The sequence below is a fragment of the Streptomyces sp. WAC06614 genome, from assembly GCF_003949795.1.
Lineage (GTDB): Bacteria > Actinomycetota > Actinomycetes > Streptomycetales > Streptomycetaceae > Streptomyces.
The window spans coordinates 1-12,546 of the sequence record NZ_RPRY01000033.1; the positions used below are offsets into that span (position 1 = coordinate 1).

The window sequence follows — 12,546 nt, forward strand, 5'->3', positions numbered from 1 at the left end:
GGCCGGGGCGGGTGGCGCAGTACCAGGTGCGGATCAGGGGCCGGGCGCCGATCCGTACCGTGGCCAGGCCGTGCGAGGCGGTGTACGGGGCGGCGACCCAGTGGGGCAGGACCGTCACGCCCTGGCCGCCCGCCACCATCTCGATCACCAGGTCCGTCACCAGCGGCATGGTGGTGATCCGGGCGGGGCGGGCCCGCAGCGGTACGGGCAGCGGGATCGAGGGGATGCGGTTCTGGTCGTAGACGTCGTACAGGACCAGGTGGGCGCCCTCGAAGTCGCGGGCGGTCACGTGCGGGCGGGTGGTCCAGGGATGTCCGGCCGGCACCACGGCGACCATCTCGTCCTCGAACAGCGGGAGCAGTTCCACCCGGTCCATCTGCTGGTCCGGCGTGGTCACCAGGGCCACGTCCACCCGGTCGGCGAGCAGCGCGGGGACGGGGGCGTCGTCGGGCACCGTCTCGATGCGCACCTCCACGTCCGGCACCCGCTCGCGGAACGACCGGAGCACCGGCGGCAGCCACGGGAAGGTGGTGCTGCACTGCGCGGCGAAGCGCACCCGGCGCTCGCGGCCCTCGCGCATCTCCCGCAGGTCGCGGGTCGCCGACTCCAGTTCGTGCAGGACGTGCCGGGCGGCGATGAGCATGCGCCGCCCGGCCGCGTTCGGCACCAGCCGGCGGCCGCGCCGCTCGAACAGGGGCATGCCGAGCCGGTCCTCCAGGCGGGTCAGCCGCTGGCTGAGCGCGGGCTGGCTGACGTAGAGCCGTTCGGCGGCGGCGGTCAGCGAACCGGCCTCGGCGGTGGCGTCGAGGAGTTCCAGGTCGCGCAGGTCCATATCCATAAGCGGGGATTATCACACGCTTCAAAATCGGTCGTGGTGTGATGAGTTGATCCGCTCGTACGGTGCAGGTGTCCGGCGAACCGTCCGGTCCTCCCCCTCCTGAGAAGGCAGTTCACCATGAGCGTCCGCACCGTCATCGTCACCGGTTCCTCCAGCGGCATCGGCCTCGGCATCGCCCGGGCCTTCCTGGAGGACGGGGCCAACGTCGTCCTCGGCGGCCGGGACGCCGGCCGTCTGGCCGAGGCCGCCGCGGCGCTCGGCCGGCCGGAGCGCACCGCCTGGGCCGCCGGGGACATCGCCGAGGCGGGGACCGGCGAGGCGCTGGTCCAGGCGGCGCAGGAGCGCTTCGGGGGTGCCGACGTGCTCGTCAACAACGCCGGCACCTTCGCCTCCCGGCCGTTCACCGAGGTCACCGAGAAGGAGCTCGACGGCTTCCTGACCGGCAACCTCAAGGGCACCTACGTCACGACCCAGGCCTTCGTCCGGCACCTGCGCGCGCAGGGGCGCCGGGGCAGCATCGTGAACATCGGCACGGTCCTCGTCGACCACGCCCTGGCCGGTCTGCCGGCCTCCGCGCCGGTGATCAGCAAGGCCGGCGTGCACGCGCTGACCACCAGTCTGGCGACCGAACTCGCCGCCGACGGCATCCGCGTGAACCTGGTGGCCGCCGGCATCATCCGCACCCCGCTGCACGAGGGCACGGACGTGGACGCGTTCGGCGGGGTCCACCTGCTGGGCCGGGTCGGTGAGGTGACGGAGGTCGCGGACGCGGTCCGCTACCTGGCCGACGCCGAGTTCGTCACCGGCCACGCCCTGCGGGTCGACGGCGGGCACGTCATCGGCCGCGCCGCCTGAGCCCGGCCGGAGCCGCCCGAGCGCGCTCGGCCCTGCCCGAGCCCGGCTAGGGCCACAGGAGCTGCCGCTGCCACGGGCCGCCGTCGGCCGCCCGGTGGTAGCGCAGCCGGACGTGCCGGCGTTGGGCATCGCCCTGGAAGAACTCGACCTCCGCCGGCTCCAGTACGTACGCCGTCCAGGTCGGGGCCGGGGCGTCCGGCTCGGTGCCGGCCCGCTCCCAGGCGGCGGCCGAGGCCTCGGCCAGCTCCTCCACGGAGCCCAGCACCTCGCTCTGGCGGCCGGTCAGCGCGGCGGCCAGAGCGCCGCGCGAGCGGACGGCCAGCTCGGCGCGGCCGGCCTCGGCGCCGAGGTCGGTGACCCGGCCCCGGATCCGTACCTGGCGGGCGACGGCGGGCCAGTAGAAGCCGAGCGCCGCCTGCGGGCGGGCGGCGAGCTGGCGGCCCTTGGCGCTGGTGGAGTGCGAGGCGAAGTGCCAGCCGCGGGCGTCCGCGTCGTGCAGCATCAGCGTCCGCACGTCGGGCCGGCCGGCCGCGTCCGCGGTGGCCAGGGACATGGTGTGCGGCTCCGGCTGGCCCGCCTTCGCGGCGTGCACGAACCACTCGTGGAACAGGGCGACCGGGTCGGCGGGGGCGCCGGCCGGGTCGAACCGCGGGAGGTCGATGTCCCACACGCGCGCGGCGCGCAGGGCGGCGTGGAAGTCGTCGAGGGGCTGCTCCTGGCTGCTCATACCGCCATCGAACACCATCGGCCCGTACCGGGTGGACTAGGTTTCCGGGCATGGACGAGACGGGCACGGGCAGGGACACGCGCGGCACACGGGCGGCCGGGGCCGCAGCCGGGGCCCTGTTCGCCCTGACCGGGGGGCTGCTGGTCGTGGCGGTGGCGGCGGCGCTGCTGGACCGGCCCGGGGGGCCGGTACTGGTCGCGGAGGCCGACCGGCCGGTGCTGCTGGGGGTGTCGGCCGGGCTCGCCCTGGCCGGGGCGGTCATGCTGCGCTCGCGCCGGCAGGCGGTGCGCCAGGCCGCGGCGGTGGGGCTGGTGGCGGCCACCGTGATGGGCGTGACCGCGCCGCCGACGCTCGGGGTGCTCGCGGACCCGTTCCCGATGCGGGAGTACGACGTCCCGGCCCCGGGCGGCGTGGCGCGCCGCCTGGTGGTGGAGCGGACCTCGCCGTTGTTCCACCCGGTCTGGCGCATCCACGTCGACCAGGGCTCCTTCCCGACGGCCCGCCGCTGGCCGGTCGCCACGTACACCGACGGGGACCCGGGCAAGGGCGTCCTCGACGCGAGGTGGGACGGCCCGGACCGGATCGTCCTGGTGGACGTGGACCACACGCCCCGCACGATCCCGCTCGCCCCCTCCGGGCAGCCCCTGGCCCGCCCCTGGTGAACGGGGTGGCGCACGTCACACCGCGCCCCGTGTCACGAATCGGCGCCCTGCTCGCGTCCGGTGGTCGTCAGCACGCAAGGACGACGAGGGAGGCACCCATCATGAGCGCCCAGCAGCAGGCGGACGCGGCGGCCACGGTGAACGCGGCGGCCACGGCCGGCACGGCGGACGCGGCGGCCACGGCCGGCACGGCGGACGCGGCGGCCACGGCCGGCACGGTGAACGCGGCGGCCACGGCCGGCACGGCGAACGCGGCCGGCACGGCGAACGCGGTCGACTCGGCGGGCACGGCGGCCGCCGCAGGTGCGGCCGGTCCGCACCGCGTGGTGGTCCTGGGCGCCGGCTACGCCGGGCTGTCCGCGGCGATGCAGCTCGCGGCCAGGACCCGGGGGCGGGCGGACGTGGAGGTGGTCGTGGTCAACGCGCAGGAACGGTTCACCGAGCGGATGCGGCTGCACCTGACGGCGACCGGGCAGCGGACGGCCGAGCTCAGCATCCCGGACCTGCTGGAGGGCACGGGCGCGCGCTTCGTGCGCGGCTGGGTGACGGCGATCGACGCCGACGCCAGGACCGTGCGGATCGACGACGCCTACGCGCTGCCCTACGACACCCTGGTCCACGGCCTGGGCGGCGTGGCCGACCGCTCGGCGGTGCCGGGGGCCGAGGACCACGCGTACGCCCTGGACGGGGCCCGGGACGCCGAACTGCTGGCCGACCGCCTCGGCCGGCTCGCCGCGGCCGGCGGCGGCACGGTCGTGGTCTGCGGCAGCGGCCTGACCGGGGTCGAGTCGGCCGCGGAGATCGCCGAGCGGCACCCGGAACTGGACGTGGTCCTGCTGGGCCGGCAGGAGCCCGGCGCCGCCATGAACCCGAAGGCGCGGGCGTACGTCCGGGCCGCGCTCGGCCGGCTGGGCGTGCGGGTCCGCGCCGGGGCCGAGGTGGTCGAGGTGCGGCCCGGCGGGGTGGCGCTCGCGGACGGGCAGGTCCTCGACGCCGACGCGGTGCTGTGGACCAGCGGGACGCACGTGTCCCCGCTGGCCGCCGCCGCCGGGTTCGCCGTGGACGAGCGCGGCCGGATCCTCACCGACCCCACGCTGCGGTCGGTGTCCCACCCGGAGGTCTACGCCGTCGGGGACGCGGCGGCGGTCCGCCAGCGCTACGGGGTGATGCACGGGACCTGCCAGGGCGGCATGCCGACCGGGGTGCACGCGGCGCTGTCCGTGCTGCGGGTCCTGGACGGCAAGCGGCCCAAGCCGTTCCGCTTCGGCTACTACCACACGCCGGTCAGCCTGGGCCGCAACGACGCGGTGGTGCAGTTCACCCACCCCGACGACAGCCCGCGCCGGTTCTGCCTGACGGGCCGGCTCGCCGTCCGGTACAAGGAGACGGTGACCGCCGCTCCCTGGCCGACCTACGGCCGTATGAAGAAGATGCCCGCCTCGGGCGCGTTCTGGCCGCGCGGCGGCCGGTTCACCCGGATCCGCGGCGGCGAGGCCCGATGAGCGGCGCGCCGCTCGCGGCCCATCACCCCGACCAGCAGGTCTTCGACCGGCACCGCGGCCTGCTCTTCTCCGTGGCCTACCGGCTGCTGGGCACGGCGGCGGACGCCGAGGACGCGGTGCAGGACGCCTGGTTCAAGTGGTCGGCCGCCGACCGCTCCCAGGTGGCCGACGCCAAGGCGTACCTGACCCGGATCGTGTCCCACCTCGCCGTGGAGCGGCTGCGGTCCACCCGCGCCAAACGGGAGGCGTACGTGGGCCCCTGGCTGCCGGAGCCGGTCCTCACCGAGCCGGACGTGGCCGAGGCGGCGGTGGACGCCGAGTCGGTGTCGATGGCCATGCTGGTGGTGCTGGAGTCGCTCAGCCCGCTGGAGCGGGCGGTGTTCGTGCTGAAGGAGGTCTTCGCCTTCAGCCACGCCGAGATCGCCGAGGCCGTGGAACGCTCCGAGCCCGCCGTCCGCCAGGCCGCCCACCGCGCGCGGGAGCACGTCCGGGCCCGCCGCCCCCGCTTCGCCGCCGACCCCTCCCGCCAACGGGCCGCCACCGAGCGCTTCTTCGCCGCGGCGACCGGCGGGGACGTCAACGCCCTGATGGAACTGCTGTCACCGGACGTCACGCTGTGGACCGACGGCGGCGGCAAGGTCCGCCAGGCGCTGCTCCCGGTGGTCGGCGCGACCACGGTGGCGGGCTGGTTCGCCCGCATCGGCAGCGTCACCTACCAGGGCGTCGCCCCGGTCGACATGAAGGCGGAACTCGTCACGCTCAACGGCGCGCCGGGCATCGTCTTCAGTGGCCCGGACCGCGTGATCGCGACCGTCACCTTCGACTTCGACGCCGACGGCCGCATCACGACGATCCACAACGTGGCCAACCCCGACAAGCTCCACGCGGTGACCACCGGCACCGCCTACGACCTGGGCGCGGGGGCGGAGCGGGGCTGGTGATCTGAGTCGGAGACCGACTCAGATCACCAGCCGCGGAGAACCTTCAGGGCCCGGTCGAAGGCCGAGTCCTTGTTCCGGTCGAACTCCTCCGTGGTGAAGACCGGCTCGGTGAGGTGTGGCGGGATGCCCGCGCCGTCGAAGGTGCTGCCCGACCGGTTCAGCAGCTCCTCGTTCGGCAGCCAGACCGACATGCCGTTGGGGAGCTTGCGCACCATGACGTCCGAGAAGACGCCCTGCGTGGGCTGACCGATCCTCACGGTTCGCCCGGGCCGGTCCATGAGAGCCTGGGTGAAGGTCTCTCCCGCGCTGGTGGTGGAGCCGCCGGTCAGTACGGCGACCGGCCCGGTGTAGCGGGGGCCCTGGGCGGGCGTGACGTACAAGGGCTGCGGACGCGTGTGCCGGGTGGGGTCCGCGGGATCGTTGCGAGCCCGCTTGGCATAGGCGAGGTAGGGGGCCTCGGTCAGCCTCCCGGCGAGGTGGAGCCCCATGGCGTCGAAGCCGCCGCCGTTGATCCGCAGATCGATGACCAGGCCCTTCAGGTGCCGGGTGCGCTCCTGGTCGAGGATCGTGTCCAGCGCCTTGTCGAGCTCGGCCAGTTCGGCGGCGTAGGAGGCCTTGTCGCCCGCGTAGCCGCCGAAGCCGGAGATACGAAGGTAGCCGTTCCTGCCGGGGAGGTCGGCGTAGGTGATCCGCCCGGCGGCGAAGTCCTGGAGGTTCCGAGCGTCCTTGAGGTCACGCTCCACCACGAACTTCTTGACCTTGGCGTCGAGCTTCCCGTCGGGCGGGACGGTGCCGGGGCGAACCTGTGCGAAGGCGCGGTCGGGAATGCCGTTGCGGTCGGCGTCGACATCGAAGACGGCGACATGGGCGTCGTGGAGCGGCTCGACCATCTCGCTGAAGACGGCGAAGAGTTCGTCCGGGGTCGTCCCGTCGTGGACCGTGGGCCGGTACCGGTCGCGTACCGCGTGCCAATCGATGCCCTTGGCGGCAAAGAAGGGGTAGTTCTCCTCGAAGGACCGCCAGAAGATGTCGAAGGAGGCGAGCGGTCCCCCGGGGGCGGAGCGCGTGCAGGCATCGGGCAGCTCCGTCATCCGGCGCAGGTTCCGTTCGCCGACATCGCCGTCCAGGCGTAGGGATGCGCGGTCGCGGTCCCCGCGGGTGCGCAGGGTGAGGACGGTGCCTTCGGACGTGGAGTAAGTGCCGGGGCCGGTCTGCTGCGCGGTGTCGCCCGCGACGCAGCTGACGGCAGTGGTCTGGTACTCCTGGAGAGTTCCGTTCCGGAGGGACAGCACAGTGCCGTAGCCGTCGGTGCGCCAGATTCCTTCAGTGGCCGGCTGGTGGGCGGTGGCGGCTGGTGCGGCTGCACCGACGAGGGCCAGGGCTACGGCGGTGGCTGTGACGATGCGCACGACTTTGCCTTCTCTGTGGGCGGCTTGCTGGGTACCGCCCCACCGTCGCCGACACGGAAGGTACCGGGCCATCCGGCTGTCCGGCCGATCGAAGGTGGGGCCAGCCCCCACTACCCGCGCTGTGTCCGGGGCCGCACATGGCAAGAAGGAGACGGCCTAGAGGGCCAGGACGTGGCCGGTGCGCGGCGAAGTGCGCCCGGCCTGGACCTCGCGCCAGGTCTCCTCCAGCGCCCGTGCGCCTTCGCCGTGCACCACCTCGACCCACTTCACGACGGCCGACGTGAACTCCTGCCAGCCCGCGGCCAGCCGGCGGTTCAGCTCCTGGGGGCCCCAGTCCTTGGCCCGCTTGCGTATCTGCTCGGGGGCGAAGAACGTGGCGTCCGCGCCGGAGCCCGCCGCGAAGAAACCGCCCTGCTGATGGGTGACGCCGATGCGCAGGCCGTGCACCAGGGCGCTGCCGAGGTGGCCGCGCAGCCGCTCGGTGACGCCGCTGTCGCCCGCGAAGTCGAGGAACAGCGTCGGCCGCGAGGACGGGAGTCCGGCCAGGTCCTCGTAGGCCGACACCCGGTCGTAGCAGCCGAGGCCCTCGGTGAAGGCGACATTGCCCCGGGAGGTGAGCCCCACCACCTCCCGGCCCCGCCCCTTGAGCAGGAAGGCGGTGCCGTACGCCGTCTTGCTCGACGCGGAGGACAGCACCACCTGGTCGGCGCCCCACCCCTCCTGGTCGACGACCTGGTCGGCCAGCATGAAGGAGGTCCAGAACAGGGGCTGGTACAGGATCCGCAGGTCCGCGCGGTCCGGGTCGTGGAGCGGGTCGGTGGCGGTGAAGGTGTAGTGGTTGTAGACCGAGGGGAGGTCCGCCCGGTGCGGGCTGTCGTCCCGGAAGCCGCGGGCGTCCACGCCGCCCGCGCGGACCAGCAGGTGGCTGCCCGACGGCAGGTAGCCGTAGACCCGGCTGCCCGGCTCGACACCGGCCGCCCGGGAGGCGACGACCTCGGCGAAGCCCCACACGGGGACCACGCCCCAGCCCTCGCGGGTGGGGAAGAAGTCCCAGTAGCGGACGGACGTGCCGAGGACGGCATAGGTGACGTTGTTGGCGGTGAGGCCGACGCGGTCCACCCGCAGCAGCACCTCGCCCTCCGCGACCTCGGGGACGGACACACCGATCAGCTCGGTGCGCGCGAGGTCGTCCCGGTCGATGACCATCTGCCAAGCGGCAGTAGCTTCATAGGTGTTCATGCCGAGGACGGTACGGCAGCCCCGAGCACCCCCGACAGGCCTGTGGATAACTCGTCCCGACCCGTGGGCACCGTCCCGGCCGAGCCGTGGGCACCGTCCCGGCCGAGCCGTGGGCACCGTCCCGGCCGAGCCGTGGGCACCGTCCCGGCCGAGCCGTGGGCACTGTCCCGGCCGACCCGTGCGCACCGTCCGTCCCGACCGTGGGCACCGCCTACCCGCGTCCCAGGAGGACCGTCCCCGAGGAGCAGAACCAGCCGCCCGTGCCCGAGGCCACCGCGACCTCGGGCAGCCGGCCGCCCCGTTTGCGGACCTGGCCCTCGCCCGCCTCGCCGCGGAGCTGGCGGACGGCCTCGACCAGGAGGAACAGCCCGCGCATGCCGGGGTGGCAGGCGGACAGCCCGCCGCCGTCGGTGTTGACCGGGAGCTCCCCGTCGCGCAGCAGCCGGCCCTTCTCCACGAAGGCCCCGCCCTCGCCCTTGGCGCAGAAGCCCAGGTCCTCCAGGGTCACCAGGGTCATGTAGGTGAAGGCGTCGTAGATCTGGGCGAGGTCCACGTCGGCCGGGGTCAGCCCGGCCCGGGCGAAGGCCTGCCGGCCGGAGGCGGCGGCCGGGGACACCGTGAAGTCGGGCCATTCGGACATGGTGGTGTGCGAGACGGCGGTCCCGGAACCGAGCACCCACACCGGGGCCTTGGCGATGTCGGGCACGTACTCCTCGGCGGCGAGCAGCACCGCGCAGCCGCCGTCGGAGCGGATGCAGCAGTGCAGCTTGGTGAAGGGGTCGGCGATCATCTCGGCGGAGAGGACGTCCTCCACCGTGAGGGGGTCGCGGAACATCGCGTCGGGGTTGGTCGCGGCGTTGGCCCGGGCCTGGACGGCCACCGAGGCGAGCTGCTCCAGGGTGGTGCCGTACGCGTGCATGTGCCGCCGCGCCGCCATCGCGTACTTGGCCACCAGGGTGTGGCCGTACGGGACCTCGAACTGGAGCGGGCCGCGGGCGCCGAAGGAGAGGTTGGAGGTGCGCCGGCGGGCCTTGATGTCGGCCCGGGCGGTGGAGCCGTAGACGAGCAGGACGGCGTTGGCATGGCCGGCCGCGATGGCGTCGGCCGCGTGGGCGGCCATGACCTCCCAGGTGGAGCCGCCGACCGAGGTGGAGTCCACCCAGGCGGGGCGCAGCCCCAGGTACTCGGCGACCTCGATCGGGGCCAGCGTGCCGAGCCCGGCGGAGGCGAAGCCGTCGATCACCGAGCGGTCCAGGCCCGAGTCGGCCAGGGCGCGGCGGGCGGCCTGGGCGTGCAGGGCGTACGGGGTCGGGCCGTCGACCTTGCCGCAGTCCGAGAGGGCGACGCCGACGACAGCGACCTTGCGGCGGGGCGTGGGTTCAGGCATGAATCTGACGGTACATCAGATTGACGTGCGAACCCATGCCCCCTCCGGCGCCGGCCCGTCCCGCCGGATGGGAACCCGGCCCGCCCGCCCTCTGGGCTTCCGTACGGCACCGGCCTAACATGACGCGCCGTCAGATATGAGGAGGAGCGCGATGGACGCCGCCTTCACCGCGGAGCAGGACGAGATGCGCCGCACCCTGCGCGAGATCCTGGCCAAGCGCTGCGGACCGGACCAGGTCAAGGCAGCCGTACGGACCGACGCCGGCTACGACACCGCGCTGTGGCAGCAGCTCGCCCAGGCCCTGGGCCTGCCCGGGATCGCGGTCGCCGAGGAGTACGGCGGGGTCGGCTGCTCCCCGGCCGACCTGGTGCTGGCCTGCGAGGAGACCGGGCGGGCGCTGCTGCCCTCACCGCTGCTGGCCACGGCCGTGCTGGTGGCGCCGCTGGTCGCGGCCCTGGGCACCCCCGCCCAGCGGACGGAGCTGCTGCCGCGGCTCGCCGACGGCTCGCTCACCGCCGCCCTCGCCGTGCCCGGCACCGCGCTGGCTACCGCCCTCGCCCTGACCGGCGAGAACACCGGCGGCGACTGGGCCGGCGGCGGCCGGGCCGGGGGAGTGCAGGCCCGTCGCACCGAGGACGGCTGGCGGCTCTACGGCGAGGCCGCCCAGGTGCTCGACGGGCACCGGGCCGGGCTGCTGCTGGTCGCCGCCCACACGGGCGGCTTCGCCCGCAGCCGGACCGCACTGTTCCTCGTACGGGCCGCCGCCGACGCCCGCGCCGACGCCCGCGGTGAGGCCGCCGCCGACGCCCGCGCCGACGCCCGCGGTGGGGCCGCCGCCGACGCCCGCGCCGACGCCCGCGGTGAGGCCGCCGCCGATGCCCGGGCCGACGCCCGCGGTGAGGCCGCCGCCGATGCCCGGGCCGACGCCCGCGGTGGGGCCGCCGCCGACGGCCGGGCCGACACCGGTACCGCTGCCGCCGCATCCCCCGCGTCCGCCGTGCCCGGCCTGGTGCGGAGCCGGCAGACCTCGCTGGACGAGACCCGGGCGCAGGGCCGGGTCCAGCTGCGCGACGTACCCGCCGAGCTGCTCGGCGCGGAGGCGGCCGACGTGCTCCCGGCCCTGGCCGCCACCGGCCGGACCGCCGCCGCCGTGCTCGCCGCCGAGGCCGTGGGCGCGGCCGGGCAGGCGCTGGCCCGGACGGTGGAGTACGTCGGCCGGCGCGAGCAGTTCGGCCGGGCCGTGGGCTCGTTCCAGGCGGTCAAGCACCGGCTGGCCGACCTCTACGTGCAGCTCCAGGCGGCCCGTTCGGCGGCGTACTACGCGGCCTGGGACCCCGAGCAGGGCCCGCTGGCGCTCGCCCAGGCGCTGGAGGCGCTGCGGCAGTGCGCCGGCGAGGCGATCCAGCTCCACGGCGGGATCGGCTTCACCTGGGAGCACGAGGCGCACCTGTACTTCAAGCGGGCGGCGGCCGACGAACTGCTCTTCGGACCTGTGCACCGGCTGCGGGCGCACGCCGCCGACCGCGCGGGGCTGTTCCTCGGCGCGGCCTCCTCCGCCGCCGCGGCCGCCGCGGCCTCCACGGCCGCCTCCCGTACCGACGTCCCCCGCGAGAGGGTGGTGCTCTGATGGCCGTGCCCGGCGTCAAGCTGATGCAGAAGGTGTCCTCGACCCGGCTGTTCGCCAAGGTCGCCCCGCACGTCGTCCCGGCCCTGGACAAGGCCGTGCACCGGCTGACCCGGGGGAAGGTCCTGCTGAGCGCCCAGATGCTGCCCGGGGTGATCCTCACCGCCAAGGGCGCGAGGACGGGCGAGCCGCGCACCACACCGCTGGCGTGCATGCCCGAGGAGGGCGGGGGGAGCTGGATCCTGATCGGGTCCAACTTCGGCCGGCCCGGCCATCCGGCCTGGACCGCGAACCTGCTCAAGAACCCGGACGCGGCCGTGAGCTGGAAGGGGCAGGACATCGCCGTCCGGGCCCGGCTGCTCCAGGGCGCGGAGCGCGCGGCGGCGTGGGACGCGGTGCTGCGGTTCTGGCCGCCGTACGCGACGTACCAGGCGCGGATCGCACGCGAGATCCGGCTGTTCCGGCTGGAGCGGCGCTGATCCGGCCGGGGCGGGGCTGACGCGGCGCCGATCCGTCCCGCGGTGCGGCTGACGCGGCGCTGATCCGCCCCCGGGCGCGGCTGACGCGCCGGCCGGGCGACGGCGGACCCGGGGCCGGGTCCGCCGTTACCTGGTGGGCTTCTTGCCCGTCATGCCCAGGTGCACGAGCAGCGCCAGGTTCGGCTTGAGCTCGGCCTGCTTCACGCCCCAGGTCTGGAACCCCTTCTGGTGCGAGGCCACCGCGGCGAGCATCGCGACGAGCGAGCCCGCGATGGCGGCGGGGCTGAGGTCCTTGTCGAGCTTGCCCTTGCCCTGGAGCTCCTGCATCGACGCCGAGAGGGAGTTGGTGACGGAGTTCAGGATCTTCATGCGGATCTTGTAGAACCGCTTGTCGCCCTCGGCCGCGCCGAGGTCCACGACGCGCAGGATGGCGTCGTTGCGGCGCCAGAAGTCCAGGAATCCCTCGACGAGTTCCTCGGCGGCCAGCCAACCGGACTTGCCGACCCACGAGCGCCCCTCGACGAGCATCGTCAACTGCGCGCCCTCGGCGGCCATTTGCTCGGCGATCTCCAGGACGGCGCCCTCGACGTCCGGGAAGTACTGGTAGAAGGTCGCGGGCGAGGTGCCGGCCTTCCGGGCGACGTCGATGACCTTGACGTCGCGGTACGGCGAGGTGCTGAGCATCTCGCTGAGGCAGTCGAGCAGCTTCTGCCGCGTCGCCTGACCGCGCCGGCCGGCGACGCGGCCGTCGACGGTGCGTACTTGTCCTGTCATGCCGTCAGCTTACCGAGGGGTGATCGGGGCGCGATTCGGCCGCATGCAAATGGGGCTATGCATGCCCTGGCCTGCGGCGGGGTCCCCCGAACAGGCCTGTCAACAGGCT

The 12,546-nt window shown here is 74.5% G+C and carries 12 protein-coding genes; 6 read left to right on the forward strand and 6 right to left on the reverse strand.

The features are described from left to right. Positions 1-838, reverse strand: an 838-nt coding sequence (locus EF918_RS07270) for a LysR family transcriptional regulator (protein WP_148141218.1), incomplete at its 3' end; no start/stop codon positions are given. Between the two features lie 117 nt (positions 839-955). Between EF918_RS07270 and EF918_RS07275 the strand changes: the two genes are divergently transcribed. Beyond that, on the forward strand, positions 956-1,693 hold the full coding sequence (locus EF918_RS07275) for an SDR family NAD(P)-dependent oxidoreductase (RefSeq protein WP_125642589.1): 738 nt from the start codon (positions 956-958) through the stop codon (positions 1,691-1,693). 46 nt (positions 1,694-1,739) lie between these two features. Here EF918_RS07275 and EF918_RS07280 read toward each other — a convergent pair whose 3' ends face one another. Further along, a complete protein-coding gene (locus tag EF918_RS07280; protein ID WP_125642592.1) occupies positions 1,740-2,420 on the reverse strand; it encodes a pyridoxal 5'-phosphate synthase in 681 nt (226 codons plus the stop codon). A gap of 50 nt (positions 2,421-2,470) precedes the next feature. Between EF918_RS07280 and EF918_RS07285 the strand changes: the two genes are divergently transcribed. From EF918_RS07285 to EF918_RS07295, 3 genes are all read left to right on the forward strand, one after another. Next, on the forward strand, positions 2,471-3,082 hold the full coding sequence (locus EF918_RS07285) for a hypothetical protein (protein ID WP_125642595.1): 612 nt from the start codon (positions 2,471-2,473) through the stop codon (positions 3,080-3,082). Positions 3,083-3,405: 323 nt separating this feature from the next. Beyond that, the gene (locus EF918_RS07290) at positions 3,406-4,584 is read left to right on the forward strand and encodes an NAD(P)/FAD-dependent oxidoreductase (protein ID WP_125642670.1); all 1,179 of its coding nucleotides are present in this window, start codon (positions 3,406-3,408) and stop codon (positions 4,582-4,584) included. Next, entirely contained in the window at positions 4,581-5,525 is a 945-nt protein-coding gene (locus EF918_RS07295; protein WP_125642598.1) for an RNA polymerase sigma-70 factor, read from the forward strand. Before EF918_RS07290 ends, EF918_RS07295 begins: the two co-directional genes overlap by 4 nt. A 23-nt stretch (positions 5,526-5,548) precedes the next feature. Here the strand turns inward: EF918_RS07295 and EF918_RS07300 are convergent, their stop codons facing one another. From EF918_RS07300 to EF918_RS07310, 3 genes are all read right to left on the reverse strand, one after another. Next, positions 5,549-6,934, reverse strand: a complete 1,386-nt coding sequence (locus tag EF918_RS07300; protein WP_125642601.1) for a S41 family peptidase — start codon at positions 6,932-6,934, stop codon at positions 5,549-5,551. Positions 6,935-7,090: 156 nt separating this feature from the next. Continuing rightward, positions 7,091-8,173, reverse strand: a complete 1,083-nt coding sequence (locus EF918_RS07305) for a DUF2855 family protein (protein WP_185921630.1) — start codon at positions 8,171-8,173, stop codon at positions 7,091-7,093. A gap of 211 nt (positions 8,174-8,384) precedes the next feature. Beyond that, the gene (locus tag EF918_RS07310) at positions 8,385-9,560 is read right to left on the reverse strand and encodes an acetyl-CoA acetyltransferase (protein WP_125642604.1); all 1,176 of its coding nucleotides are present in this window, start codon (positions 9,558-9,560) and stop codon (positions 8,385-8,387) included. Between the two features lie 151 nt (positions 9,561-9,711). Between EF918_RS07310 and EF918_RS07315 the strand changes: the two genes are divergently transcribed. Together EF918_RS07315 and EF918_RS07320 are read left to right on the forward strand one after the other, a co-directional pair. Next, on the forward strand, positions 9,712-11,187 hold the full coding sequence (locus EF918_RS07315) for an acyl-CoA dehydrogenase family protein (protein WP_125642607.1): 1,476 nt from the start codon (positions 9,712-9,714) through the stop codon (positions 11,185-11,187). After that, positions 11,187-11,663, forward strand: a complete 477-nt coding sequence (locus EF918_RS07320) for a nitroreductase family deazaflavin-dependent oxidoreductase (protein WP_125642610.1) — start codon at positions 11,187-11,189, stop codon at positions 11,661-11,663. Before EF918_RS07315 ends, EF918_RS07320 begins: the two co-directional genes overlap by 1 nt. 126 nt (positions 11,664-11,789) lie before the next feature. On the opposite strand, the gene EF918_RS07325 is transcribed toward EF918_RS07320, so the two are convergent. Continuing rightward, positions 11,790-12,437, reverse strand: coding sequence for a TetR family transcriptional regulator (locus EF918_RS07325; protein ID WP_125642613.1), 648 nt, complete (start codon positions 12,435-12,437; stop codon positions 11,790-11,792). Between the last annotated feature and the right edge of the window lie 109 nt (positions 12,438-12,546).

Excerpts from the sequence above, each read along its gene's own strand:
- EF918_RS07275 (WP_125642589.1), top strand. The coding sequence starts at position 956 with ATGAGCGTCCGCACCGTCATCGTCACCGGTTCCTCCAGCGGCATCGGC.
- EF918_RS07280 (WP_125642592.1), bottom strand. The coding sequence starts at position 2,420 with ATGAGCAGCCAGGAGCAGCCCCTCGACGACTTCCACGCCGCCCTGCGC.
- EF918_RS07285 (WP_125642595.1), top strand. The coding sequence starts at position 2,471 with ATGGACGAGACGGGCACGGGCAGGGACACGCGCGGCACACGGGCGGCC.
- EF918_RS07295 (WP_125642598.1), top strand. The coding sequence starts at position 4,581 with ATGAGCGGCGCGCCGCTCGCGGCCCATCACCCCGACCAGCAGGTCTTC.
- EF918_RS07305 (WP_185921630.1), bottom strand. The coding sequence starts at position 8,173 with ATGAACACCTATGAAGCTACTGCCGCTTGGCAGATGGTCATCGACCGG.
- EF918_RS07310 (WP_125642604.1), bottom strand. The coding sequence starts at position 9,560 with ATGCCTGAACCCACGCCCCGCCGCAAGGTCGCTGTCGTCGGCGTCGCC.
- EF918_RS07315 (WP_125642607.1), top strand. The coding sequence starts at position 9,712 with ATGGACGCCGCCTTCACCGCGGAGCAGGACGAGATGCGCCGCACCCTG.
- EF918_RS07320 (WP_125642610.1), top strand. The coding sequence starts at position 11,187 with ATGGCCGTGCCCGGCGTCAAGCTGATGCAGAAGGTGTCCTCGACCCGG.
- EF918_RS07325 (WP_125642613.1), bottom strand. The coding sequence starts at position 12,437 with ATGACAGGACAAGTACGCACCGTCGACGGCCGCGTCGCCGGCCGGCGC.